Origin of the sequence: Marinobacter excellens LAMA 842, from assembly GCF_001574445.1 — a bacterium.
In the GTDB taxonomy this organism is placed as follows: Bacteria; Pseudomonadota; Gammaproteobacteria; order Pseudomonadales; family Oleiphilaceae; genus Marinobacter; species Marinobacter shengliensis.
The window spans coordinates 44,750-70,788 of the sequence record NZ_LOCO01000020.1 but is presented as its reverse complement, the minus strand read 5'-3'; the positions used below and the strand labels follow the sequence as shown (position 1 = coordinate 70,788).

Sequence of the window (26,039 nt, the reverse complement as noted above, 5' to 3'; positions counted from 1 at the left end):
GGCGGAAAGTGGTTCCCATCAGACGTCCTGTTGCCGAAAAATTTTCGGTTTATTATGCCAGAAACGAGCTTCTGCCGCGCAGACTCCTAGCGTCTCACAGTCTCTGCGGTTGTTGGAATTGTCATTTCTGACTTATTCTTGGTTAAAACCGCCAACCTTTGCTGGTGATTGACGCCCGACAGGAGGTGGCGAGACGGCCTCTGGCATGGGTACCCCCTTCCGGGAGACGCCGTGAACCCGTCCGTGGGGGCTTGAGCGCAGCTTCCCTGCTGCGCACACTCCCGGAAGGGGGTACCCATGCCAGTGGCCTGACTGGGAGGCTGCCGTCATGCCCGTCTGTACGACTCCACTACTCACCGAATAGGGAATGTCCCATTGAAAACCGTCACTATCATCGGCTTCAACGGGGCGCTTGCAAGCGCCATCACCGGGATCATCGACTTGTTCCGCCTTGCCGGGGTCACCTGGGCGCGGATTCACGGAGAGCAACCCCACGCGCTTTTTAACACCCGGCTGCTGACGGAGAGCGGGGAGCCCTGTCGGTGTATTAATGGTGTGACGTTGCTTGCAGATGGGTCGTGGCAGGAGATGGATGGGCTTGGACTTGATGATTTGCTGATCATTCCGACCATCGGTGCACCAATTGATGAAATTCTGGCCGGCAATCAGGCACTGGTTAAATGGCTAACGCAGTTTCGGGCGGTGCCGGAAGGTCAGGTTCGGGTGGCGAGTAATTGTACCGGGGCGTTTTTGTTGGCGGCCGCAGGCTTGCTGGATGGACGGGAGGCGACGACCCATTGGGGGTTCGGGGATCAGTTCCGGCGGCGGTTTCCGGAGGTGAAGTTGCACCCGGAGAAGCTGGTGACGGTGGACGGGCCTGTCGCCTGTGCCGGGGGCGGTATGGCCTGGTGGGATTTGGGGGTGTATCTGGTGGAACGTCTGGCGGGAGCGCAGGTGGCTCGGGAGTTGGCGAAGGCGTTTGTGATTGATGCCGGGCGTACCAGCCAGGCGCCTTACAGTGTGTTGCAGGCCAAGCGGTATCATTCTGATTTGGCAGTGCTTCGGGTACAGGATTGGCTGGAGGCGCATTTTCGGGAGCCGGTGTCTTTGGCGGCTCTGGCCGATGCCGAGGGAATGTCGGAGCGGTCGCTGTTACGGCGCTTTCAGCAGGCGACGGGGGATGCTCCCTCGACCTATCTGCAACTGCTCAGGGTGGAGGAGGCTCGTCGACAGTTGGAGTCTTCACGTCTCGGGCTGGAGGCGATTACCCGGGCCGTGGGGTATGAGGATGTCAGTTCGTTCAGCCGGCTATTTCGCAAGCATACAGGGCTTGCTCCGGGGGCCTATCGGGCAAAATTCAGCCGTTAGTCGGAGCATTCCGGGTTGGATTGCGTCTTTGGTAGTATTCGGCTGGCCCGGGTTATGCATCAGAATAAGTGAGTAGGCGGTTTTTTGCCGTTTTACGTAAATAATTCTGACATAGCCAACCCCTGCGGGGAGGTCGTTCACATGAACACGTCACTGAAGCAAAGCCAGGCCGATATTCTCAGCCGTCTCTACGACATGAAGCGCAAGCAGGTAGAGCACGCCCTGCAGCAGGGTAACAGCCTTCGCTGCCAGGTACTGCAAGCCGAGGCAGAGGCCATCTCCAACGCCCTGAAATCCATTCGGTAGCCCTCTTTACTCCAGACGACTACCGAATGCCATTTATGGTCACCTGCTGACGTTTCCTGTCAGCCTGACTAAAGAGAGGCAGCCACTTCGGTACCCTGCCGGATGGCGCGCTTGGCATCCAGTTCTTCCGCCAGATCAGCCCCGCCGATCAGGTGCGCTTTGACTCCCCCCTGCGTAAGCTGATCAAACAGCTCCCGATAGGACTCCTGGCCCGCGCAGATGATCACGTTATCCACCGGCAACACTTTGCTCTCTCCGGATTTGCCATCCTTGTCTGTCAGGGTGATGTGCAGCCCCTGGTCATCAATGCGGTCGTAACGGCATCCTCTGAGCATCTCCACGTCCCGGTGCTTCAGGCTGCTGCGGTGCACCCAACCTGAGGTTTTACCCAGGCCGGCGCCTACTTTTCCTGTTTTGCGTTGCATCAGGTAAATCTTGCGGGGAGACGCGGTTGCCTCCCGCTCCGCCAGGCCGCCGGGGCCCTCAAACGCAGGGTTCACACCCCACTCGGCCTGCCAGTCGGCCACACTCACCTGCTCGCCCTCGGGCTGTTTGCCAAAGTCGTGAGTCAGGAACTCGCTGACATCAAAGCCGATGCCGCCAGCTCCGATCACTGCAACGGTCTTGCCCACCGGTTTGTTATGGCGAAGCACGTCGAGATAACCCAGCACCTTCGGATGGTCGATGCCGTCAATCTTTGGTGTCCGGGGTTTTACGCCGGTGGCAACGATGACATCGTCAAAGCCCTGCTCAACAAGGTCTGAAGCCTCCACACGGGTTTCAAGCTTAAGGTCAATCTCCAGCAACTCTATCTGGCGCTGGAAGTAGCGCAGGGTCTCGTAAAACTCTTCCTTGCCGGGTATGCGCTTGGCGTAATTAAACTGGCCACCAATTTTGTTGTCGGCTTCGAACAGGGTCACCTTGTGGCCGCGTTTGGCGGCGGTGGTTGCCGCTGCCAGGCCCGCCGGCCCGGCACCGACCACGGCCACCCGCCTCACCACCGGGGCAACGGTAAGCACCAGTTCAGTTTCGTAACAGGCCCGGGGATTAACAAGGCATGAAGCGCGCTTGGCCTGGAACACATGGTCCAGGCAGGCCTGGTTGCAGGCGATACAGGTGTTGATTTCATCGCTACGCCCCTGCTCTGCCTTGCGGACAAACTCGCTGTCGGCCAGTAACGGGCGAGCCATGGACACCATGTCGGCCTTGCCGGCGGCAAGGATCTCTTCGCCTTTCTCCGGCGTGTTGATGCGGTTGGTGGTGCACACCGGAATGTCCACCTCGCCGTAGAACTTGGCCGTAACATCGGCAAAGCCACCGCGGGGCACCGAAGTGACAATGGTGGGAACCCGGGCCTCGTGCCAGCCAATCCCGGTATTGATGATGGTGGCACCGGCTTGTTCAATGGCTTTGCCCAGCGTCACGATCTGGTCCCAGGTCTGGCCGCCCTCCACCAGGTCCAGCATGGACAACCGGTAGATGATGATGAACTCCGGCCCTACGGCCTCACGCATGCGGCGCACGATCTCCACCGGCAGGCGCATGCGATTCTCGTAGGGCCCGCCCCACTTGTCAGTTCGCTTGTTGGTACGTTCGCACAGGAACTGGTTGATGAAGTAGCCTTCGGAGCCCATCACTTCAACGCCGTCATAGCCGGCGAATTTGGCCAGCTTGGCGGCGTTGACGAAATCGTTGATCTGCCGCTCAACGCCCTTGGTCGACAGGGCCCGAGCCTTGAACGGGCTGATCGGCGCCTTGGTTGCCGAGGCGGACACAATCAGCGGCTGGTAACCATACCGGCCAGCGTGCAGTAACTGGAGGCAGATCTTCCCGCCCGCCTCGTGCACTGCACCGGTCACATGGCGATGCAACAGCGCCGTTGCCCGGTTATTCATCGTTGATGCCAACGGCGCCAGCTGGCCAACCAGGTTGGGCGAAAAGCCTCCCGTTACCATAAGGCCAACGCCACCCTCGGCGCGTTCAGCAAAATACCGGGCAAACTTGTGAATATTCCAGAAACGGTCTTCCAACCCGGTGTGCATGGAACCCATAAGCACACGATTCTTCAGCTCGGTGAAGCCAAGGTCGAGCGGTTTCAGCAAGTTAGGGTAATTCGCAGTCATGATACAGGTCGCCAGAGTGTGATGAATGAACGCTGACTGAGATTAGCACACCCTCTACGACCAAGGTATTACACGGCGGGAACCTTCTGCTTTATTTACCGTCAGACGGCACCGGTTGCGGAGCACGGTTTACCTTGCCTTTGATCAATCTGTCAGATAGTCTTTCTGGCACCTATAAAGGGCTAAACCATAGATATTCCCTATCAATGAATATCCTGCACCCCGGTGTCGGCATATCGCCGCGGTGCCCAAATGGAGCTTTGACGCACATGCTGTTAGCTGTGTTATCCGGCTTTTTGCTGGCAATTGCCGCCCCTTTCCTACACCGGGTTGCGGGCAAATACATTGGGTGGGTGCTGGCACTTTTGCCGGCAAGCCTTGCGGTTTACTTCAGCACCTTTCTTTCTCAGGTTCAGGATGGGCCGGTGCTGCTGGAGTATCAGTGGCTGCCAGGCCTCGATATCTCCCTGAACTTTCTTGTTGATGGCCTCTCGCTGACGTTTGCCTTACTGATCAGCGGTATCGGTACGTTTATTCTGATCTATGCCGGTTCTTACCTTGCCGGCCACAAGTATCTGGCCCGCTTCTATGTGATCATGCTGTCGTTCATGGCATCGATGCTCGGGCTTGTGCTCTCGGACAACCTGATTACGTTGTTTGTGTTCTGGGAGCTGACCAGCATCACCTCTTACATGCTGATTGGCTTCAACCACGAAGATCTGGATGCCCGAAAGTGTGCATTGCAGGGTCTGTTTGTGACAGTGGCCGGCGGCCTGGCGCTGATGGCCGGGCTGATCATGCTGGCCATAATGACTGGCAGCTACTCCCTCGCGGAAATCCTGGCATCCAGTGAGCCACTGCATCAGCATGTTTTCTACACGGGTGCCGTGCTTTGCATACTCGCGGGCACCTTTACCAAGTCGGCGCAGGTGCCCTTCCATTTCTGGCTGCCAAACGCCATGGCGGCGCCGACTCCGGTCTCCGCTTTCCTGCACTCCGCCACCATGGTCAAGGCCGGCGTTTATTTGATGGCCCGGCTGAACCCCTCACTGGGTGAAGGTGAGCTGTGGAGCCTGATGCTGATGGGCTTCGGCGCTGCCACCATGTTTACCGGTGCCTGGCTCGCGTTTGGCAGTACCGGCATCAAGAAGATTCTGGCCTACTCAACCGTGATGGCGCTTGGCACCCTGACCATGCTGATCGGTGTTGGCACAGAACTGGCCATGACCGCCTTTATCTGTTTCCTGGTGGCCCACTCCCTATATAAAGGCGCGCTGTTCATGCTCGCCGGTGCCCTGGATCATGAAACCGGCACCAAAGACATCACGCTGATGGGTGGCTTGCGCAAATCCATGCCCGCGACAGCGACTATTGCCGCCTTCGCAGCCCTGTCCCTCGCAGGCCTGCCTCCACTGTTCGGCTTTATTGCCAAAGAGTTGATGCTCGAAGCGCTGATTGACGCGCCGGTCTGGAGTGGTGTGCTGCTCTTCGTGACGGTTGCCTCTGCCATGCTGATCGTTGGCGTAGCGGGTCTGGTTGCTATCAAACCCTTCTTTGGCGCCAAGGGAGATACGCCGAAAACGCCTCACGAGGCACCGTTTGGCATGCTCATCGGCCCGGCGGTGCTGACCATTATCGCACTGGTTTTCGGCCTGCTGCCCTTCATCCCGGAGAATGCCCTGCTGACCGCTGCGGTTGCCTCGGTATATGGCAGCCCGGTGGATTTCTACCTGGCCCTCTGGCATGGCATTAACGCACCGCTGATGCTCTCCGCAGCCAGCCTGGTCGTTGGCCTGTTGCTGTTCAAGGCCTGGCCGCGCATTCAGCCAACACTATACGCCATTAACTACGCAGGCGGTCGTGTCGGCCCGGAGGCGGGCTACTTCAAGTTCATGGAATGGATTACCGTAGTGGCAAGTTGGCAGACCCGGATGCTGCAGAACGGTGTACTGGGCATCTACATGCTGGTTATGGTTGCCGTTACCTTTGGTCTGGCGGGCTACACCATGCTGGACCAATATGGCGTGCATTTCACACTTAACCTGGCCGACAGCCACTTTTATGAATGGGGCATTGCGCTCTTGCTGGTCGCGTCTGCGGCGTTTGCCAGCGGCACCCATTCCCGCCTGGGCTCCGTGGCGTCCATGGGGGTTCTGGGCTTTGGCGTAGCACTCACGTTCATCCTGTTCAGCGCACCGGACCTGGGCATCACCCAGCTACTGGTGGAAACCCTGACAGTGATCCTGCTGGTTCTGGTTCTGTTCAAGCTTCCGGAGTTCGTCAACCTGTCTACACCTTTCCAGCGTTATCGGGATCTGGCGGTGGCAATCTTCGGTGGCGTTGTTATCACCCTGATGATTCTGGCGGTGCTGGACATTCAGTACTTCGAATCCATCTCCTCCTATTACGTTGAGAACAGTGCCCCCCTGGCCTATGGCCGGAACATTGTGAACGTAATTCTGGTGGACTTCCGGGCACTGGACACCTTGGGTGAGATCTTCGTGCTGGCACTGGCTGCCCTGGGCGTGTTCTCCATGCTGAAACTGAAAGCGGAGGATCAGCACAAGCCATGAAATCCAACACCATGATTCTGCATACCGCGGCCTTGCTAATCATGCCGCTGCAACTGATGTTCTCGATTTTCCTGCTTTTCCGTGGTCACGATGAGCCCGGTGGCGGGTTCATTGGTGGGCTGGTTGCCTCTGGTGCGTTTGTGCTCTATGCCTTTGCCTTTGGCGCAGAAGCCACCCGTCGGCTTCTTCGGGTTGGCCCGAGAGACCTGCTGGCCGCCGGCCTGCTGATGGGGCTGGCATCCACACTACCAGCATTTTTCTCAGGCCAACCCATGCTGACAGCCCACTGGTGGGACTTACCGCTGCCCGGTGAAGCCTACCTGAAGCTGTCCACACCGCTGATTTTTGACATTGGCGTCTATCTTGCCGTTCTTGGCACCATCATGACCTTTGTGGTTGGCCTGATGGAGTCCGAAGAATGATCTTTTTCCCAGAGCAGAATTCCGGAGGATCTCTATGGAGAGCCTGATGGCGTACGTAGTGGGCATCATGTTCACTGCGGCCTTTTACATGATGCTCAGGCGGTCCATCGTCAAACTGGTTATCGGTTTGATGATACTCAGTAATGCCGCCAACCTGCTGATCTTTGTTGTGTCCGGCATGACCCGTGGCGCGCCGCCGCTGATTGCGGAAGGCGCCAGCGCCCCGGCAGGCATGATTGCAGATCCGTTGCCCCAGGCCCTGATCCTGACTGCAATCGTGATTGCCTTTGGTGTGTTGGCCTTCGCCGTGGTTCTTATCCGCCGAGCTTACGAAGTGGTTGGAACCGATGACCTGGACCAGATGAAGGATACGGACACTTGAGCCCGGAAATCATTCTTCCTGTATTTATTCCCCTGACGGCTGGCGCCCTGTCGCTGGCACTGTGGCGGTCGATTCGCTATCAGCGCATTCTGGGTGTGCTGGCCAATATCCTGTTGCTGTGGAGTGGCATCTGGCTACTGATGTCCACCACCGACCAGGGCTTTGTGACCATGGAAATGGGCAGTTGGCCGGCACCGTTCAGTATTGTGTTTGTGGCCGATGTTCTAGCCGCCATCATGATCGTACTGACCGGGATTATCGGCCTGGCCATCGCCATCTACTCGCTGGCGTCCACGCCCCGGGGCCATGAAAAATTCGGCTACTACCCGCTGATGCACCTGTTGCTGGCCGGCGTGGCTGGCTCTTTCCTGACCGGCGATATCTTTAACTTGTTTGTCTGGTTTGAGGTCATGCTGCTGGCCTCCTTCGCCCTGCTGACCCTTGGCGGTGAGCGAGCGCAAATGGAAGGGGCCATCAAGTACGTCACCCTCAACCTGTTCTCCTCTGCGATTTTCCTGTCTGCGGTCGGCCTGCTCTACGGCATGGTGGGTACCTTGAACATGGCGGACATCGCGCAGAAAATTGGACAGGTGGAAGACACCAGTATGCTAACGGTGGTTGCCATGATGTTCATGGTGTCGTTTGGCGTAAAAGCGGCGGCGTTCCCGCTGTTTTTCTGGCTGCCAGCGTCTTACCACACACCCCAGGTAGCGGTTTCAGCGCTGTTTGCCGGCCTGCTCACCAAGGTGGGGGTGTATGCCCTGTTCCGGATGTTCACCCTCGTTTTCACCCAGGATGTCGAGTACACCCACAACATCCTACTTTGGGCCGCCACCCTGACCATGCTGACCGGTGTTCTGGGCGCGGCAGCGCAGTTCGAATTCCGGCGCATCCTGTCGTTCCACATCGTCAGCCAGATTGGCTACATGATGCTGGGCCTGGCCTTGTTCACCCCGCTGGCCATCATCGGCGGTGTGTTCTACATCATGCACCACATCATCGTGAAGACGAACCTGTTCCTGGTCAGCGGCTTTACCTATCGCCTGCTGGGCAGCTATGAACTGAAAGACCTGGGCGGTGTTTACAAGTACCGCCCGCTGCTAGCGGTGCTGTTCCTGATCCCGGCCCTCTCTCTGGCGGGCATTCCACCGCTGTCAGGTTTCTTTGCCAAGTTTGTGGTGATTCGCGCCGCACTGGAGGCAGAAGCCTACCTGGTCACCTTTGTGGCCCTGCTGGTTGGCCTGTTGACGCTCTACTCAATGATCAAGATCTGGGCGGAGGTGTTCTGGAAGAAGGTACCAGACCACGTCAGGAATACCGAAGAGCTCAAGGGCAAGCTGAACGAAAAACACGCTTGGGCCTACTATCTGCCAATGGTTGGCCTGGCCATCTGCACCCTGATTATCGGCCTGTATGGCCAGCCAATCTATGAGCTGGCAGAGATGTCTGCCGAGCAGCTGATGAACCCGCAGCTCTACATCGAAGCGGTGTTGGGAGGTGATCAGCCATGATCGGATTTTTCTGGAACGTTTGCCTGGCACTGGCCTGGGTAGCCCTGAGCGGTTCGTTCACCGCCTGGAATCTGTTTGCGGGCCTGTTCTTCGGTTACCTGGCGTTAATGGTGCTGCAGAAGCATGTACCCGCGCTGAAGGGTTATTCCCGGCGACTACCGAGACTGATTTCCTTTTCCCTGTTTTTCATCAAGGAGCTGGTCAAGGCCAACTTCCGGGTGGCGTACGACGTAGCCACCCCCGTCTGGTACATGAAGCCCGGCGTTATTGCCTTTGAGATGGAAGCACACACCGACGCGGAAATCATGTTCCTGAGCAGTTTTATCTCGCTGACCCCCGGCACCCTGAGCCTGGACGTCTCCGATGATCGGCGAGTGCTCTATATTCACGCCATGTTCCTGCAGGACGAGGAGCAGTTGCGCAAGGATCTCAAGGAACTTGAGTTCCGGATTCTCAAGATCATGCGCTGAGGAGCCCAAACGTGCTGGATGTTGTTATCAATATTGTCTATTTCATGCTGTCGGTGGCCCTTTTGTTCGGGTTTATCCGGTTGATTAAAGGGCCATCATTGCCCGACAGGGTGGTTTCTCTGGAACTGATCGCCTCTATCGTGGTCGGTTACGTAGGGGTGCACGCCATCGATACCGGCGTGCCCAGCCTTCTGGATGTTGCCATTGTTATTGCCCTGACAGCGTTCCTGACGGCCGTTGGTTTTGCCCGGTTCCTGGAGCGAGGAGGACCCAAAAGTGAATGAACTGATAGTTGCCATATTGCTCCTGACGGGTGCCAGCTTCATGATTCTGGCTTCTGTGGGCATCCTCCGGCTTCCGGACCTGCCCACCCGAATGCACGCGTCGACAAAGGCCGGTGCCATGGGTGCCATGATGACCATGGCCGGTGTGGCGGTGTATTTCGCGGATGTGGTGGTGTTTACACGGGCGTTCGCGATTGTGATTTTTATCCTGATCACCGCGCCGATTGCCGCCCATGTGATTGGCCGGGCAGGCTACTTCCTGGGCACACCACTTTGGGAAGGCACAGTGAAGGATGAACTCAAAGATAACTACGACGACAAAACCCACAAGCTGTACAGCGGCTTTGAACCCGCTCCGGAAAGCGTGATCCCGCCCAAGCACGAAAAGCGCAGCGAGGATGACGAAGACTGAACAAACAAGAACAACCATCCAACAAGACGTCGAAGAGGTGTAGACCATGGCACAAACCCGCATTCTCCCCGCGGCCGACAACGCTTATCAGTACCCCCTTCTGATCAAACGGCTTCTGCTGTCTGGCCCCCGCTATAACCCGGACCAGGAAATCGTTTACGCCAACCGCAGCAAGTACACCTATACCGACCTGGTAGAGCGCATCCACAAACTCGCCAACGCCCTGACAGACGCGGGCGTAAAGCCCGGCGACACCGTTGCCGTCATGGACTGGGATACCCCACGGTACCTGGAATGTTTCTTCGCGATTCCGATGATCGGTGCCATTCTGCACACGGTTAATGTGCGCCTGTCACCGGAACAGATTGTTTACACCATGAACCACGCGGAAGACGATGTGGTGCTGGTACATGACGACTTTATGCCGATCATCGAAGGCGTCAAAGACGAAATCAAAACCGTCAAAACCTGGATTCAACTGACCGACAGTGACGGTGCCAAAGCAACGTCTGTCGATACCTACGGCGAATACGAGGCCTTGCTGGCCAAAGCCGACAATCAGTTCGATTTCCCGGACTTTGACGAAAACAGCGTGGCCACCACGTTCTACACCACGGGCACCACCGGCAACCCCAAAGGCGTGTATTTCAGCCACCGGCAGTTGGTACTGCACACACTGGCCATGACCGGCACCATCGCTCACTTCGATGAAATGCCGCTGCTGCGTTCATCCTCCGTGTATATGCCGGTCACCCCCATGTTCCATGTTCACGCCTGGGGTGTGCCCTACGCAGCCACGATGATGGGCATCAAACAGGTTTACCCGGGCCGCTACGAGCCAGAACTGTTGGTTGACCTGCTGAAAACGCACAAAGTGTCTTTCTCGCACTGCGTGCCCACCATTATGCAGATGATGATGGCCACCGAGTCCATCAAAACGGCCGACCTCAGCAACTGGCATGTACTCATTGGCGGCAGCGCCCTGACCAAGGGCCTGTGTGACGCGGCCGCGAGGCTCGGCATTCACATGTACACCGGCTACGGCATGTCGGAAACCTGCCCGCTGCTGAGCGCCACCCACATGAAGCCGGAAGATCTGGAGCTACCGCTTGAGCAGCAAACGGCTATCCGGGTGAAAACCGGCATTGCCGTACCGTTGGTCGACCTGGATATAGTCGACCCGGATGGCAACCCGGTTGCCCACGATGGCGAAGCCAAGGGCGAAGTGGTTGCCCGGGCACCGTGGCTGACCCAGAGCTATTTCAAGCAGGCTGACAAGGGCGAGGAACTCTGGGAAGGCGGCTGGTTGCACACCGGTGACGTGGCGAGTATGGAGCCAGACAACACGCTGACCATCAAGGATCGCATCAAGGATGTCATCAAGACCGGTGGCGAGTGGCTTTCCTCTCTGGACCTTGAGAACCTGATCAGCCAGCACCCGGCCGTTGCGGGTGCCGCTGTGGTTGGCGTGCCCGATGAGAAATGGGGCGAGCGGCCGCATGCCCTGGTGACACTCAAACCCGGTGAGCAGGCCGGCGTCGAGGACATTCAGAGCCACCTGAAACAGTTCGTGGAGAGCGGCGAGATCAACAAATGGGCAATCCCGGAGCAAATTGATTTCGTGGAGGATATCCCCAAAACCAGTGTTGGCAAAATCAACAAGAAGTTGATTCGAGACCAGCTCAAGGACTGACCACCTCCGATCTAAAAAAGCCGGCCACTGCCATGCAGTCGCCGGCTCTTTTGTGCCCGGAGATCAGAGCCCGGAGAACGTGAAGTCAACCTCGGGTTTACGCCCTGCCACAATGTCTGCCAATGCCGCTGCGGAACCACAGGAGTGAGTCCAGCCCAGGGTGCCATGGCCCGTGTTCAGGTACAGGTTGGCAAAATGGCTTTTCCCGATATAGGGCACGTTCGAAGGCGTTGCTGGCCGCAGGCCAGTCCAGAACTCGGACTTGTCCCAGTATGCGGCTTCCGGCATCAGTTCCGCTGATCTTCGCACGATAGCCCGGCACCGAGTGTAGTTCAGATCCCGGGTATAGCCATTGAGTTCAGCCGTACCAGCCACCCGTATCCTGTCCCCCAGTCGCGAATAGACCAGTTTGTACTCGTCATCGGTCAAACTGACATTGAACGCCGCGTCCGGGTTCTTGACCGGCACGGTGATTGAGTAGCCCTTGGCGGGGTAAATGTTCAGGAATAGCCCCAGTTTGCGGGCCAGGATGGCACTGAAGCTGCCGAGACTCAGCACATAGCTGTCCGCGCGAAGGATCTGGTGTTTGCCTTCGTTAACGACCTGCACGCCCAGAATACGGTCACCGGCGCGATCAAAATCCAGCACCTCGGTCCCGTACACAAACGTTACGCCGGCCTCCTCACAACGCTTTGCCAACGCCTGGGTGAAGGCCCGGGCATCACCACTTTCATCATCGGCAGTGTATGTGGCTCCGGCAATTCGATGGCGCACTGGCTGTAATGCTGGTTCAATCTGCACCGCCTGCTCCGCATCGATCACCTGTCGGTCACAACCAAGCTCACGCATGATCCGGGCTGGCTCCATGGCCGCATCAAACTCTGCAGGGTTGGTGTAGAAATGAAGGATACCTTTCTCGAGGTGGTCGTATTCGATACCCACATCTCTGCGCAGTTCCTGCAGGCAGTCCCGGCTATAGGTGCCCAAATTAACCATCTGGCGAATGTTATGGGCTGCCTTGGCTGAGGTGCACTGGGTCAGGAAAGACAAGGCCCAGCGCCATTGGTAGGGATCCAGTCGGGGGCGGAATAACAGAGGCGCATCCGGCTGAAACAGCCACTTCAGTACCTTGACAGGCGCCGAGGGATTGGCCCAGGGCTCGGCATGAGACACAGAAATCTGGCCACCGTTGGCATAACTGGTTTCCAGGCCTGACTGGCTCTGGCGGTCGACTACCGTTACCTGATGGCCCTGCTGGTGCAGATACCAGGCCGAGGTAACTCCTACGACACCGGCCCCTAGAACCAGTACATGCATGCGCGCCTCCTCTGAATCGTTGTCTGTAGTGAAACCTCAGCCTCCGGATTTTTTTACCGTCCATCCTTTCTGCTGAAGCAAGGGCACGAGAATATCCCGTTGGTCTCCCTGAATTTCCACCACACCGTCCTTCACTGTACCACCTGTGCCGCATTTGGCTTTTAGCACTTTGGCGTAGGCCTTCAGGTCTTTGTCATCCATCGGGATACCAGTGATCAGGGTGACCCCCTTACCTTTTCGCCCTTTGGTTTCCCGGCTGACCCGAACAACGCCGTCACCCGACGGCCGTTCCGGCTGCCCGCAGGTACAATCAGCGACCGGGTTCCGACACTCCGGGCACATGCGCCCCTGCTCTGTGGAGAAAACCAGGCCGCCTTCCCGCTTTTTCATTCCCATACACCAGCCTCTGCCTGTTGATCAGTTCAGGCCGGGAGGGTATTTGGAAAACATTTCCGAGACAACCTCGTCAATCAACTTGCGCCGGGTTTCCGGTGACTGGTTTTCGTTCAGGTAACGGCGGCTCGCAGCACGCCAAACCACCTCTGAGGAACGTCTATCAGCCAGTTCGACAACCAGCTTGCCCTCGGTGATTTCCCGAACCGGTGGCGGAGCCGATACGCCCCAGCCAAAGTTGCCTCTTCCGAAACCGAAGCCAAGCCCTACACCCACTTGCTCCAGGCGCTCTTCCGGAACGATCTGCCAGGTAACCAGCAGGTCAGCCTCCGTATCAGGAACCCGCTTCATTGCTTTGCGGGTCATTTCGCGCTCTATCGCGGCACGAACCCGACTGTCATCCAGCGACGTGAAGCCGGAATCCTGTTGTCCCGGTGCGTATGCCCAACTGGTGAAGTTTCCGAACACTGTCGCCGAGTTGTAGTCGGTAACCACGTTGCTGGCGCAGCCGGTGATAAATGCGGCCATCACCGCTATGATAAACATTCGCATGGTCTTCTCCTGCGTTAAACACTCATATGGTCCAGTATACGCCCGACCGGGCACTTTCAGTTTGCCACCCGGTTCAGGTTTCCAAACGGTAATCCAGCTTTTGCGCATCGCAGAACGCAGCGAACTCTGTCGCACGGGCTTCAGGTACCGACACCAGCGCATTGACCCGGTTACTGTACTGAATCGATTCAATGTGGCCTTCATGGCCTTCACACCAGTGCCGAAGTGGCTGTTCGTCTGCAAAACCCAGAACCACCTCTGCCTGCACCCGGATCTGCTGTATGGTCCGGCCCACCTCCGATAACACGCTCTCTGCCGCGCCGGCGTAGGCGCGAACCAAACCGCCCGCACCCAGCTTGATGCCCCCGAAGTAGCGGACAACGATCACCAGTACGTCCCCCATGTCCTTGTGCTGGACCACGTTCAGGATGGGCTTGCCGGCAGTACCAGAGGGTTCGCCATCGTCATTCATGGCGGCTTCGGCCGCCGAACCGGGCCGGCCAATCTGGTAGGCCCAGCACACATGACGGGCGTCCGGGTAGTCCCGGTGGGCACGGGCAACGTGTTCCCTGACCTCATCACGGGAGCTTACCGGATACACCCGGGCGATGAAGCGGCTCTTCTTCACTTCCGTTTCTCGCTCAAGGTATCCTGAGGGTACAGGGTAATCTTTACTCATGGAGCAACCTATGACCTCCGAAGATAACGATCAAAACAGTCCTGGCACCGCTGCCCCGGCAAAAATACGCAAGGCGGCCTGCGGCATTCGCTTTGATGAGGACGAGCTGCTAGAAGGCATCGACTTCTCAGCCGCTGAACGCCTTAAACCCGAAGGTGAGCCAAAACCTGCCAAAAGGCAGTCAACCACCGATAAAAACGGGTAGCCGGATGGTCACCTGCAGGCCGCCCTCGGAACGGTTCCGGGCCGAGATTGCGCCATCGTGAGCGTTGACAATGTCCCGGGCAATGGCCAGCCCCAATCCCCACCCCTTACCGCCCCGGGATTTATCAGCCCGGAAAAACGGCTCGAACAACTGTTGCAATAACTCGTTTGGTGCGCCGGGGCCATCATCGGCAATATCCAGCTGTATGCTGCCATCCACCAACGCTAATGATGCGTGCACGGATTTCCCCGGTGGCGTGTGGTCCAGCGCATTCTGTAATACGTTATCCAAAGCTCGCTGCAATAACCCCGAATCCCCAAGCACCGACACCGCTCTGGTGTCGTCAGCTGCGATGAGTTTACAGTCCACCCCACGGTGTTCGGCGTAATCGGCCGCATCCCGCAGCACCCGGTTCATCAGCGCCAGAGGTTTCACCGGCTCACGTTCCATCGAGCCACCGTTCTCAGACACCCGGTAAAGGGTCAGAATTTGTCCGGTCATGGTTTCCAGCCGCTCGTTCTGGCGCAGGATGCTGTCCATGAGTGCGGGGTCGGCACCGCCGTCACTGGCAAGTTCAATGGCAACCCTCTGTCGCGCCAGCGGCGTTCTCAGGTCATGGGAAATATCACGCAGCAGGTGGTTCTGGCGTTCCAGTAACTGACACAGCCGATCGGTCATGGCGTTAAAAGCACTGGCCAGCTGACCGACTTCGTCCCGGCGGCGGGCAATCCGGTTTGGAACCCGCAACTGGGTGTCGCCATCCGCGATTGCCTTTGCCGTCGACTCCATGTGGCGCAAAGGCCTGGAAACGAATCGGGCAATCCACCAACATGCCAGAGAGATCAGCACAAAGGCCAGTCCAAGCTCGACAAAGCGGAAGAATTTAGGGTCTAGCCAGCCATCACTGCCCATCCGCGGCCAGGCAACCAGTTGATAGCCTTCGTCCAGAGTGATGACAGCAGGCTTGTTGGGATACCAGCCCGACTGGATGCGTTCCCGAATCTGGCGTGGCAACCGGTGATGTCCCTCTTCTTTTTCGATCAGCATCAGGTGCAGGTCAAGGCGCTCGCCTTCGGCTCTCAGAAAACGCCACATCGCCCCGCGATCTTCTCCCAAGCGCAGGGCCAGGGCTTCCCGGGCCAGCTCATGCAATCCTACCTGGCGCTCAATGGCCTGGCGTTCCCGGTCCAGCAGATACCGGGTTGCGAGATTGCTGGCCACCACGGTAACCGCCATGGCGAGCCAGATTGACAGGAAAATACGCCAGAACAAGGGGAACATAAAGCGCTTCATACAGCAGGCACCCGGTAGCTGTAACCCAGGCCTCGTATGGTTTCGATTCGAGGAGGATCATCATTGCCGAGCTTCTTGCGCAGGTTGCTGATGTGCATGTCCAGAGTACGATCGTAGGCTTCCAGCCTCCGGCCAAGGGCCCACTGCATCAGGTCGGTTTTGCGCACCACACTGCCGGCGTGGGCCAGCAACACCTGAAGCACCTCGTATTCGGTCGCTGTCAGTTCCAGGGGCGCATCATCCTGATATATTCGCCGTTGGCCGGGCTCCACCCGCAGGTCCCCGTAGGTGCGGGTGGCGTCCACATCGGATTTCTGGTCCCAGGCGATGCGGCGAAGCAGCGCCTGCAGGCGGGCAACCAGCTCGCGGGGATTGCAGGGTTTCGGGATGTAATCATCGGCGCCCACCTCAAAACCGACAATACGGTCGGTCTCGTCGCCCCGGGCCGTCAGCAGAATCACCGGCAGGTGGGTTTGCCCACGAAGTTCGCGCAGCACATCCAGGCCATTGATGTCTGGCAACATGATATCCAGAACCACAATATCGCAATCCTGCCCCAACGCCAGGGCCAGGCCATCCCGGCCATTGGCCGCTTCCCGTACCGTGAATCCCTGATTGGTCAGGTATCTGGCCAGCAGTTCTCTCAGCTCGTCATCGTCTTCGATCAACAATACCCGGTTCTGCATGCTGCTCTCTCGTCTGTTACACGGCCACAGTCTAGCACGGCCGCCAGAGGGTTCTGATCTACCACGCTTTTTCTTTACCGAACCTTTACAACGCCCTGACATTGATAAGTGATCATTGGCCGGGTTCTGTCGTATGGTATAGATATTAAACACCGGACCTGACCCCAACCATGGCAACACCTGAAAAGCCCGAGATCACCCTCGAACACTGCGCCAGCATTGCCGACATCCCGGAGCGGGACTGGCAACGGCTGGCCGGTTGCGACAACCCGTTCCTGCGCTATGAATTCCTTCAGGCACTGGAACGCTCAGGCTGCACCCGCACCGAAACCGGCTGGACACCCAGCCATCTGGTATTTCGCGTTGACGGTAAAATTTGCGGTCTCGCCCCGGCTTACCTGAAAAGCCACTCCATGGGCGAACATGTTTTTGACTTCAGTTGGGCGGAAGCCTACCAACGCTACAACCTGCCCTATTACCCCAAACTCCTGATCGCCGTGCCGTTCACCCCCTCCCAGGGCCCCCGATTCTTGTTGGAGGAAGGCTTCCGCGGGCAGCTCACGCCGGCACTGCTCGACTCGCTTCTGACCGACCTGACCGAACAACTTGGCGCGCATTCCTGGCACCTGCTGTTCCCGGACACCGCAGACCAGGCTCTGTTACAGCATGAGGACGAACTGCACCGCATCGGATGCCAGTTTCACTGGCACAACCACGGCTATGAAGGATTTGACGATTTCCTCGCGGCGCTCACCTCCCGCAAGCGTAAATCCATTCGCAAAGAACGCCGGCAAGTGGCCGAGCAGGGCATCCACTTCCAGCATTTTCACGGGCAGGATATTTCAGATCAGGTACTGTCGGCCTTCTACGTGTTCTACCAGGCCACCTACCTCAAGCGCGGCCGCCCACCCTACCTGAACAAGCTGTTCTTCGAGCAATTGCGGGAGACCATGCCAGAACACCTGCACCTGATCATGGCGGTTCGCGAAGGCCAGCTGATTGCCGGCGCCCTGTTCCTGGCCAGCGACACCACCCTGTATGGCCGTTACTGGGGCTGCCTGGAAGAATACAACCACCTGCATTTCGAAACCTGCTACTACCAGGGCATTGAACTCGCCCTGACACTCGGGCTCCAGCACTTCGATGCGGGCGCACAGGGAGAACACAAACTGGTGCGGGGCTTTGAACCCATCATTACTCATTCCTGGCACGGCATCCTGCACCCGGGGTTTCGAGAGGCTATCCAAAGCTTCACACACGAAGAAGCAGAGCATGTGATAAGTTACTTTAACGACGCGCAATCCGCCCTGCCATTCCGACAGCAGGAGCCGGATTAGCCTCTATACTGTAACCTCAGTACGGGAATTCGACGGAGGTCGAACGCCATGGACACTGGCCAACTGGGCACTTTTCTCTCATCAGATCATCTGCCGTTACTGCTCTCGGCTGCAGCCATACTGCTTGCCTTGGGCTCCATCCTGTTTACCGCCAGCGCCCGGCGTCGGCACCGGGAGGAGTTAACAACCCTGCGTGAGCGGGCCGACACCCTCTGGCGGGAGGTCGACGAGTTTCGGGTAGCGCAGTTCAACCGCACGGGCGAGTCCGGTTCATCACCACACATGTCCTCTTTGTTTGACGAAGCCCGGTACCGCACTGAAAAAGAAGCCTATGACAAACTCTGGCCACAGGTGTGGCACCTGTACGAGCGCCTGGGCATGTTCCTCAGGGCCGTTGAAGCCGGTGAGGCATCGGGGGAATTGAGGCTGGAAGCCCGCCATGCGGCCCTCGAAGCCCGGAATCTTCTGAACAGAAACCGCCCATTCTGCAGCGACGTGGTCGACGGGCTCGCCACCCGACTGATTGATACCGAAATCAAGGCACACCTGGCAGCCTGCCAGCATCTTGACCTGCTGAAAGATGTCTCCAACACCTCGTCCAGCCACGACCGACGGGTGCTGCAGGACAAATGCCACAGCCTGCACGAAGGCGATGCCCGGGACCTGATCAACCAGCTCGCATCAACCATCCGCGAAAGAAGTATCCGTAACTCATAGAGTGCGACCCGGGTTATATTGCTTTGACCAAGGGTGATCCGGAACTTATTTGCCCGGGTACAGTCTGTGAAACCTCCCCAAGACGGACACGCCAATGACACGACTATTGAAGTACTCTGGCTGGTTTCTGGGCGCACTGCTGTTGCTGTTTTCCGGCCCCCTGCTGCTGGCAGCCACCGGCACCCAGCCAGAACGAAATGCCTGGCAAACCGCCAGCCGTGACAGCGCTGGTATAGCACCGGCGGCGGTAGACACTCACGAAGCCATCGTTCAGGTATACGGCGCCCGGGCCTGGAGCTGGCGCGGCTATTTCGCGGTACACACCTGGGTGGCCACCAAAGAGGAAGGCGCCGATCACTACAAGGTGCATGAGGTCATTGGCTGGCGCCAGCACGTAGTCAGCTCCCGCCCGGACGATCCGGACCGCCATTGGTTCGGTGCCCGGCCAGAGTTGTATGCAGATATTCGGGGCGATGAGGCCAAGGCTCTGATTCCCGACATCTACGAGGCGGTGCAGTCATACCCGTACATTAACGAATACGAGGCCTGGCCCGGCCCCAACAGCAACACCTTCGTGGCCTGGGTTATCCGGGAAACACCGGGGTTGAACGTGGCGTTACCCAATCACGCCATCGGCAAGGACTATCTGGGCAGCCGTGTGGGGGCAGCAACACCCGGTGGTGCCGGTTACCAGCTTTCGCTGGGAGGCTATGTTGGTGTTCTGGCGGGTGTCCGGGAAGGCGTGGAGCTGAACATTCTGGGATTGTCGCTGGGTGTTAATCCCTTGGCGCTGGGGATCAAGTTACCTGGGATTGGTGAGCTGGCTCTGCGTAATACCAACCCCATGCCAGACTCAACTCACTGAGTTTGAACACGGCCGGGGAGCGGGTAAGCCTCCCAAAACACGCTCCTTCGGCACATCCATGTGGCGCTTGGGCTCCGCCATCCCTGGCTCCGCACAGTTTTGTGAGGCTTACCCGCTCCCCGACCTCCATCGGTGTTGGACCTAGAGTTTTGCGAACTCCAAATACCGACTGGCCGCCTGTTTTTTCTCATCCTGAGAATTCAACAATTCCAGGCGTAGCCGGTCGATCAACTTCAGATAGTCATCCAGCGGTGATTTCTTTTTGCCCTGATCCTTGGAAGCCTCGATAAAGTCCTGCTGTTTCTTGCGAATTTCATTTAGCTTTTCCAGAGCGTTCTGGATGGCTTCAATGCGGGCATTTACCGGACCATTACCGTTAGAGTTCCCGTTTCCGTTGGCGGCTTCATTACCACCGCGCACACCAAGGAATGTGCTCTCCGCCGGCGCGGACTCAGTGTTCTGCTCCGCCAAATCCAGCTCCTCCAGGGTACGCACCTCACCGTCTGTGGTCAGGTAAATGCCGGAAGCCTTGATCTGGCCCAGGGGAACGCCCTGCGGGTTGGTCAAGGTAAACTGATCCTCTACGCTGCCAACGTAAAGAGCCTGGACGCCCACCTCCTCCAGTGACCGCAAGGCACCGCCGCCGTCGGCGGTTTGTACCCAGACCGACAGGGATTTGAACACTTCGTCGTTAGCATCGATCCAGCGGTTGCCGTCGTCGTCATACTTGGCGAGTTCGCTGAAACCGGAACCGGTTTGGGGACCAAACAGCTCGGAGCCATCGTCTACCTTGCCGTTGCCATTGCGGTCAAACACCAGGTAACCGCTGCCAGCACCCAGGCTGGCAAACTGGCTGGTCTGGCCGTCGCCGTTCATGTCAAATTCGAACAACGTGTCGGTCAACCGCGCGGTGGAAGCGCCGAAGTTGATCACCAGCGGGTCAGTCAGCGGGCGTTCCTGAATCTGGATCAGTTCGGAGTATTCGTAGGTCCGTGACTGTGATTGTCGAAGTGATAGGGTAAAGTCAATGGTTTCGCCGTTTTGCAGGGTGATGCTGCCGGTGGATGCAAAGCTACGACTCTCGCTTTCCGAGTAGAACATATAGCGGCCGGCAGTCACCGACAGGCTGCCCTGGGATTCCCCCACGGCCTCTCCGCCCAGAGCCGCCCGGCTGACGGTCAATGCCTGCTGGCCGAGCAGGAACAGGTCGGCGGATTTTTCGATCAGCTCGGCACTGGTAAACGAGGCCGTGCGATTATCCCCACTCACCTGGCTGGCACTGCTGAACGCCAGCTGTTCCTGGCTGCTATAACGGTAGGCCGCCTGTCGGAACAAAGACAACTCAGTGGCGCCGGCCTGCAATCCCTGTTGGGGCAAACCCGCGTTCTGCTGGGTAATGCGCAACTGGCTACTGTCCATAGCCTGCACCTGGCGGCTGCTGTTCTGAAACAGGGAAATCTGACTGGATGAAATCATGGTGTTCGTACCTCAACTGACCTGTCAGGGTATCGGCACATCACCGGAAAACTTGAGCAGTTTTTAACCAGTCAGAATCAGAGACTTAGTTGAGATACCGCACCAACGCGGCAGCCAGAAGGCCCAGAGTAATGGCCGGCAGGGGTTTGCGGATGGCCAGCATGGCAACGCCGGTGGTCACCAGCGCAGCCAGGGCTCCCAGATCGCCAGTCACCGCCATGGGCACAATAATGGCAATCAGCACCGAGCTCGCCATGGTGTTGATGAAACTCTCAACCCGCGGGCTGATGCGCAGGAACGACATGATGAACACCCCGCCGAAGCGGGTTACCAGGGTCACCACTGCCATGATGGCGATCAACGCCAGAACACCCAGGGTTGTGGTTTCAATCGCCATGCCGGACCTCCAGGTTATCTTCCCGGCTCTGGGCTCCGGGTTCCAGCCAGAACAGTCCGATCACACCACCAGCCAGTGCACCCACCACAACGTGCATATTGGGCGGCAGCCATTTCCACGCCGCCAGCGAAGCAGCACCGGCCACCAGCCAGGCCACGAGAATACGCGGCGATTTCTTGCCACCGAGGGCCATGGCCAACAGAAAGCAGCCCAGTACCATATCCAGGCCCAGTGCTCTGGGGTTCTGTAGCAGGCCACCGAAGTACACACCCAGCCCGGTACCGATCATCCAGGCCAGCCAAAGCACCAGCCCACCACCCAGGATCACCTCAAGATTGCGCCGCCCACTCTGATACTCCTGCGCCGAGACCGCCCAGTTGGCGTCTGTCAGCAACAGCAATAGTCCGTAGCGCTTGCCCGGCGAGACGTCTTTGAGCATGGGGTACAAAGAAGCGCCCATCAGCAGGTGCCGGGAGTTGATGGCAAACACCACGGCAATCATTGGCAGCACCGAGACTTCGGTGCCCCACATGTCCACCGCGGCGAACTGGGACGCACCGGCGAACACGGTGGTGCTCATCAGGATGGATTCAAGCGGCGACAAGCCCTTCTGGATGGCCGCCAGGCCAAAGGCAGCACCAAACGCCACCACGAACAATGAGATGGGAAGTAAACGAAAAAACTCAGCTCGCACCCTGTGCGGCTGAAATTGGTAAGGATATAAACTGGCAGACATTACGAGAAACTAAGCCGGAACCGCCAAAACGCGAATAGGTAATAACCGCTAGCCCGGAATTATTTTTCCTATTTTGCTCAATCAGTTATATGAACAAATCACACTTTTGCGAACTCGGTCGCCTCGCCCTCATTGACGTGAACGTAAACTTATTCTAGTTTGTTTTTCGTCCAGCCCCAAAAGGGCAACCCGGCCAATCCACCGGGCAGGACTGATGAAATCGAACATCCGGCCAAAAGCCGGGATTACAAAAACAAGACAAACCTACCGCCGCGATCCGGCCAGGTGGGAGAGGATTTCAACATGTCTGATCTTTTACGCTCCCCAAAGGGGCTGCGTCCCGTCAGCCTTGACGATGTCTGGGAAAAAGATGCCGGTTCGGTCTACATGAACGGCAGCCAGGCCCTGGCGAGACTGCCCCTGCTCCAAGCCCAACTCGACCGCAAGAACAACCTGAACACCGCAGGCTTTATCTCTGGCTATCGCGGATCTCCCCTTGGCGGTTTTGACAAGGTTCTGTGGAAAGCCCGGGACCACCTCAAAGAAAACAACATCCATTTTTTACCCGGGGTGAATGAAGACCTTGGCGCCACCGCTGTCTGGGGCAGCCAGCAGGTCAACATCTTTGAAGGTGCCCGTTACGACGGCGTGTTTGCCCTCTGGTATGGCAAAGGCCCGGGTGTGGACCGCACCGGTGATGTGTTCAAGCACGCTAACGCGGCGGGCACCTCCCGATTTGGTGGGGTACTGGCCGTCGCTGGCGACGACCATGCCTGCAAATCTTCCACCCTGCCCCATCAAAGTGATTATGCGTTTCTGGATGCGGGTATGCCGGTGCTCAACCCCGCCGGCATTCAGGACATTCTGGATCTGGGCCTCTACGGCTGGGCCATGTCGCGGTTTAGCGGCTGCTGGATTGGCTTCAAAGCCCTGGCCGAAAACATGGATTCGTCCATTTCTGCCAACCTGGATCTCAGCCGGATCAACATCCGCATTCCCACACAGTTTCCCATGCCGGAAGGTGGCCTGAACTCCCGCTGGCCAGACAAACCTATGGCGCAGGAGGAGCGCCTGCACCGGCACAAGCTGGAAGCCGCCAAGGCCTTTTGCCGGGCCAACCGCCTGGACCGCACGGTGCTTTCGGTTGAACAGCCCCGGCTGGGTATCGTCACCACCGGCAAAGCCTACCTGGATGTGATCCAGGCGCTGGCAGACCTCGGCTTGGGCGATGAGGAGCGTGAAGCCATCGGGCTGGCGGTTTACAAGGTCGCCATGCCCTGGCCTCTGGAACCCGAGGGCATGTTTGAGTTTGCCTCGGGGCTGGAGGAAATTCTGGTGGTCGAGGAAAAACGGGGACTGATTGAAGAACAGATCAAGACCCAGCTTTACACCTGGCAGGATGGCCGACGCCCCAATGTCATCGGCAAGCGGGACGACCAGGGTAACGACCTGCTACCAACCATCGCCGAACTGACACCGGCCATGGTGGCACGGGCCATCGCCTCCCGCCTGGATGGCCGTTATTGCAACGATAAACTGCAACAGCGTCTCGGTTTCCTGACCGAAAAAGAAAACAGTCTGGCGCAACCCCGGGAGCGACTGGAGCGGACTCCGCACTTCTGCTCTGGCTGCCCCCACAACACCTCCACCCAGGTACCGGAAGGAAGCCGCGCCCTCGGCGGCATTGGCTGTCACTACATGGCGACCTGGATGGAACGGGGTACCGACACCTTCACGCAGATGGGTGGTGAAGGCGTCACCTGGCTTGGCCAGGCACCGTTTACCAACCAGAAACACGTGTTCCAGAATCTGGGCGACGGCACCTACTTTCACTCAGGCGTACTGGCCATTCGCGCGGCCATCGCCTCCGGTGCCAACATCACCTACAAGATTCTCTACAACGACGCCGTGGCCATGACCGGCGGCCAGCCGGTGGATGGCACCCTGACGGTGCAGCAGATCAGCCATCAGCTGTATGGTGAGGGCGTGCGACGTATCGCGGTGGTCAGCGACGATATCGACAAATACCCGTCGCGGGCCGATTTCGCGGATCGCACCACCTTCCATCACCGGGACGACCTGGACGCCCTGCAACGGGAAATGCGTGAGATCGAAGGCTGTTCGGTGATCATCTATGACCAGACCTGCGCGGCCGAAAAGCGCCGACGCCGCAAGCGCGGCACCATGGAAGACCCAAACCAGCGCGTGATGATTCACTCGGACGTGTGCGAAGGCTGCGGTGATTGCGGCATCCAGTCCAACTGCCTGTCGATTCTGCCTAAAGACACAGACGCCGGGCGCAAACGCACCATTGACCAGTCCTCCTGCAACAAGGACTTCTCCTGCGTGCGCGGTTTCTGCCCGAGCTTTGTTACCGTCAAAGGTGGCAAGCTGAAAAAGCCTGCCGGCGTCAGCGCAGACGTGGACTTCCCGGAGCTTCCGGAACCGACACCCGTCACCGGCAACAATCCCTACGGCATTCTGCTGACCGGCGTCGGCGGCACCGGCGTGGTGACCGTCAGCGCCCTGCTGGGCATGGCGGCTCATCTTGAAGGCAAAGGCGTCTCCGTGCTGGACCAGGCCGGCCTGGCCCAGAAGTTCGGCGCGGTCGTCAGCCACATTCGCATCAGTGACCGGCAAGACAACATCCACGCGGTGCGCATTCCCGCCGGCGAGGCCGACCTGATGATCGCCTTTGATCTGATGGTCGCCGCCACCGACGACGCCCTGGCCAAGCTGGATAACCGATTCTCCCGGGCGGTGGTCAATACCGAGCAGGCCATGCCCGCCGCCTTTACCCGAGACCCGGACATCCAGTTCCCCGGGGAATCCATGGAGCAGACCGTCAAGGAGGCCTGCCGGCCGGATGGCAGCTGGTTCCTCAACGCGGGTGACCTCGCCAAAGCCCTGATGGGTGACGGCATGGCGGTCAACCTGTTCACCGTCGGCTTTGCCTGGCAACAGGGGCTGCTTCCGCTCAGTGCCGCAGCCATCGAGCGGGCCATTGAGCTTAACAACGTGGCGGTCGAGAAAAACAAACAGGCATTTCTGTGGGGCCGCCGGGCTGCCCATCATCTGGACCGGGTGATGGCCCTGGCGTTCCCGAAACCCAAAGGCACACCTGTGCAGGTGATGGAAACCACGGATCAACTGATCCAGCGCAACATGGAACACCTGAGCGATTACCAGAACACCGCCCTGGCCAAGCGCTATGAAAGGCTGGTGCGCCAGGCGGAACACACCATCTCCCAGAAACTCGGCCGTGACCCGTTGCTGTTCCGAGCCATCGCCGACAACTACGCCAAGGTACTGGCCTACAAAGACGAGTACGAAGTGGCGCGACTGTTCAGCAATGGCAGCCTGCGCAAGCAGCTGGAGGAGCAGTTCGAGGGCGACATTGAGCTGGAGTTCAATCTGGCACCGCCGCTGCTCAGCCGGAGCAAAAATGGCGAACGCCCTAAGAAACACACCTTTGGTCCCTGGATGGAAACCGTGTTCGCATGGCTGGCGAAAGCCCGAAGCCTGCGAGGCACACCCCTGGACCCCTTCGGATACACCGCGGACCGCCGCCTGGAGCGCAAGATCATCCGGGAGTACGAAACTGATGTGGCCTTCCTGCTCAAGCACCTGAGCAAAGACCACGCCGATGCCGCACGAAACCTGGCCAGCCTGCCTGCGAAGATCCGCGGTTACGGCCCGGTCAAAGAAGCGGCCTATCAAGCCACCCGAAAAGAACGGGCGCAGTACCGGGCTGAACTGAACCCCGGTGAACGGGCACACCAACAAATCGCCAACGCGGCGGTCTAAAACAAAAACAGCCGCCGCAGGCCCCACAAGGGTAG

25 protein-coding genes are annotated in these 26,039 nt (G+C 58.4%); 15 read left to right on the top strand and 10 right to left on the bottom strand.

Annotation, left to right across the window (positions count from 1 at the left end; all coding sequences use genetic code 11):
- Positions 1-375 precede the first annotated feature (375 nt).
- Both J122_RS15425 and J122_RS23665 read left to right on the top strand, forming a co-directional pair.
- Positions 376-1,368: a GlxA family transcriptional regulator gene (locus J122_RS15425; protein WP_061333101.1), complete on the top strand. Its 993-nt coding sequence runs from the start codon at positions 376-378 to the stop codon at positions 1,366-1,368.
- Between the two features lie 141 nt (positions 1,369-1,509).
- Positions 1,510-1,674, top strand: coding sequence for a hypothetical protein (locus J122_RS23665; protein ID WP_167392899.1), 165 nt, complete (start codon positions 1,510-1,512; stop codon positions 1,672-1,674).
- A 68-nt stretch (positions 1,675-1,742) separates the two neighbouring features.
- On the opposite strand, the gene J122_RS15420 is transcribed toward J122_RS23665, so the two are convergent.
- Positions 1,743-3,797, bottom strand: coding sequence for an NADPH-dependent 2,4-dienoyl-CoA reductase (locus tag J122_RS15420; protein ID WP_061333100.1), 2,055 nt, complete (start codon positions 3,795-3,797; stop codon positions 1,743-1,745).
- A gap of 269 nt (positions 3,798-4,066) precedes the next feature.
- Between J122_RS15420 and J122_RS15415 the strand changes: the two genes are divergently transcribed.
- The 8 genes from J122_RS15415 to J122_RS15380 are packed head-to-tail and all read left to right on the top strand — an operon-like array spanning position 4,067 to position 11,544.
- Complete coding sequence (locus tag J122_RS15415; RefSeq protein WP_061333099.1) at positions 4,067-6,370, top strand: putative monovalent cation/H+ antiporter subunit A; 2,304 nt, start codon at positions 4,067-4,069, stop codon at positions 6,368-6,370.
- Entirely contained in the window at positions 6,367-6,792 is a 426-nt protein-coding gene (locus J122_RS15410; protein WP_061333098.1) for a Na+/H+ antiporter subunit B, read from the top strand. Before J122_RS15415 ends, J122_RS15410 begins: the two co-directional genes overlap by 4 nt.
- A 34-nt stretch (positions 6,793-6,826) precedes the next feature.
- A complete protein-coding gene (locus J122_RS15405) occupies positions 6,827-7,174 on the top strand; it encodes a Na+/H+ antiporter subunit C (RefSeq protein WP_058092148.1) in 348 nt (115 codons plus the stop codon).
- Complete coding sequence (locus tag J122_RS15400) at positions 7,171-8,685, top strand: Na+/H+ antiporter subunit D (protein WP_061333097.1); 1,515 nt, start codon at positions 7,171-7,173, stop codon at positions 8,683-8,685. The genes J122_RS15405 and J122_RS15400 overlap by 4 nt, the downstream gene beginning before the upstream one ends.
- The gene (locus tag J122_RS15395) at positions 8,682-9,155 is read left to right on the top strand and encodes a Na+/H+ antiporter subunit E (protein WP_061333096.1); all 474 of its coding nucleotides are present in this window, start codon (positions 8,682-8,684) and stop codon (positions 9,153-9,155) included. The genes J122_RS15400 and J122_RS15395 overlap by 4 nt, the downstream gene beginning before the upstream one ends.
- Before the next feature lie 11 nt (positions 9,156-9,166).
- Positions 9,167-9,439, top strand: a complete 273-nt coding sequence (locus J122_RS15390; RefSeq protein WP_058092151.1) for a monovalent cation/H+ antiporter complex subunit F — start codon at positions 9,167-9,169, stop codon at positions 9,437-9,439.
- The gene (gene mnhG / locus J122_RS15385; RefSeq protein WP_061333095.1) at positions 9,432-9,851 is read left to right on the top strand and encodes a monovalent cation/H(+) antiporter subunit G; all 420 of its coding nucleotides are present in this window, start codon (positions 9,432-9,434) and stop codon (positions 9,849-9,851) included. Before J122_RS15390 ends, mnhG begins: the two co-directional genes overlap by 8 nt.
- A 46-nt stretch (positions 9,852-9,897) precedes the next feature.
- Positions 9,898-11,544 carry a fatty acid--CoA ligase gene (locus J122_RS15380; protein WP_061333094.1) on the top strand — a complete coding sequence of 549 codons (1,647 nt, stop codon included), beginning with the start codon at positions 9,898-9,900 and terminating at the stop codon, positions 11,542-11,544.
- Between the two features lie 63 nt (positions 11,545-11,607).
- Here J122_RS15380 and J122_RS15375 read toward each other — a convergent pair whose 3' ends face one another.
- The 4 genes from J122_RS15375 to J122_RS15360 form a co-directional block, all read right to left on the bottom strand.
- The gene (locus tag J122_RS15375) at positions 11,608-12,861 is read right to left on the bottom strand and encodes a D-amino acid dehydrogenase (protein ID WP_061333093.1); all 1,254 of its coding nucleotides are present in this window, start codon (positions 12,859-12,861) and stop codon (positions 11,608-11,610) included.
- A 36-nt stretch (positions 12,862-12,897) separates the two neighbouring features.
- Entirely contained in the window at positions 12,898-13,257 is a 360-nt protein-coding gene (locus J122_RS15370) for a translation initiation factor Sui1 (RefSeq protein ID WP_061333092.1), read from the bottom strand.
- A 21-nt stretch (positions 13,258-13,278) separates the two neighbouring features.
- Positions 13,279-13,806, bottom strand: coding sequence for a DUF4136 domain-containing protein (locus J122_RS15365; RefSeq protein WP_061333091.1), 528 nt, complete (start codon positions 13,804-13,806; stop codon positions 13,279-13,281).
- A gap of 73 nt (positions 13,807-13,879) precedes the next feature.
- Positions 13,880-14,485 carry a YigZ family protein gene (locus tag J122_RS15360; protein WP_061333090.1) on the bottom strand — a complete coding sequence of 202 codons (606 nt, stop codon included), beginning with the start codon at positions 14,483-14,485 and terminating at the stop codon, positions 13,880-13,882.
- 10 nt (positions 14,486-14,495) lie between these two features.
- Between J122_RS15360 and J122_RS15355 the strand changes: the two genes are divergently transcribed.
- Complete coding sequence (locus J122_RS15355) at positions 14,496-14,690, top strand: hypothetical protein (protein ID WP_061333089.1); 195 nt, start codon at positions 14,496-14,498, stop codon at positions 14,688-14,690.
- On the opposite strand, the gene J122_RS15350 is transcribed toward J122_RS15355, so the two are convergent.
- Entirely contained in the window at positions 14,667-15,983 is a 1,317-nt protein-coding gene (locus J122_RS15350) for a sensor histidine kinase (RefSeq protein ID WP_061333088.1), read from the bottom strand. The two genes, J122_RS15355 and J122_RS15350, sit on opposite strands and share 24 nt — an antisense overlap.
- Entirely contained in the window at positions 15,980-16,669 is a 690-nt protein-coding gene (locus tag J122_RS15345) for a response regulator transcription factor (RefSeq protein WP_061333087.1), read from the bottom strand. Before J122_RS15345 ends, J122_RS15350 begins: the two co-directional genes overlap by 4 nt.
- 170 nt (positions 16,670-16,839) lie before the next feature.
- Between J122_RS15345 and J122_RS15340 the strand changes: the two genes are divergently transcribed.
- The 3 genes from J122_RS15340 to J122_RS15330 all read left to right on the top strand — a co-directional run bounded on the left by J122_RS15340 (position 16,840) and on the right by J122_RS15330 (position 19,588).
- Positions 16,840-18,006, top strand: a complete 1,167-nt coding sequence (locus tag J122_RS15340; protein ID WP_061333086.1) for a GNAT family N-acetyltransferase — start codon at positions 16,840-16,842, stop codon at positions 18,004-18,006.
- Between the two features lie 48 nt (positions 18,007-18,054).
- Positions 18,055-18,723, top strand: coding sequence for a hypothetical protein (locus J122_RS15335; protein WP_061333085.1), 669 nt, complete (start codon positions 18,055-18,057; stop codon positions 18,721-18,723).
- 94 nt (positions 18,724-18,817) lie between these two features.
- Complete coding sequence (locus tag J122_RS15330; protein ID WP_061333084.1) at positions 18,818-19,588, top strand: DUF3750 domain-containing protein; 771 nt, start codon at positions 18,818-18,820, stop codon at positions 19,586-19,588.
- Between the two features lie 141 nt (positions 19,589-19,729).
- On the opposite strand, the gene J122_RS15325 is transcribed toward J122_RS15330, so the two are convergent.
- The 3 genes from J122_RS15325 to J122_RS15315 all read right to left on the bottom strand — a co-directional run bounded on the left by J122_RS15325 (position 19,730) and on the right by J122_RS15315 (position 22,197).
- On the bottom strand, positions 19,730-21,064 hold the full coding sequence (locus J122_RS15325) for a hypothetical protein (protein ID WP_061333083.1): 1,335 nt from the start codon (positions 21,062-21,064) through the stop codon (positions 19,730-19,732).
- 85 nt (positions 21,065-21,149) lie between these two features.
- Positions 21,150-21,461: an AzlD family protein gene (locus J122_RS15320; protein ID WP_061333082.1), complete on the bottom strand. Its 312-nt coding sequence runs from the start codon at positions 21,459-21,461 to the stop codon at positions 21,150-21,152.
- Entirely contained in the window at positions 21,451-22,197 is a 747-nt protein-coding gene (locus J122_RS15315) for an AzlC family ABC transporter permease (RefSeq protein WP_061333081.1), read from the bottom strand. Before J122_RS15315 ends, J122_RS15320 begins: the two co-directional genes overlap by 11 nt.
- 303 nt (positions 22,198-22,500) lie before the next feature.
- Here J122_RS15315 and J122_RS15310 point away from each other — a divergent pair, with 303 nt between their 5' ends.
- Entirely contained in the window at positions 22,501-26,004 is a 3,504-nt protein-coding gene (locus J122_RS15310; RefSeq protein ID WP_061333102.1) for an indolepyruvate ferredoxin oxidoreductase family protein, read from the top strand.
- Positions 26,005-26,039: the final 35 nt, after the last annotated feature.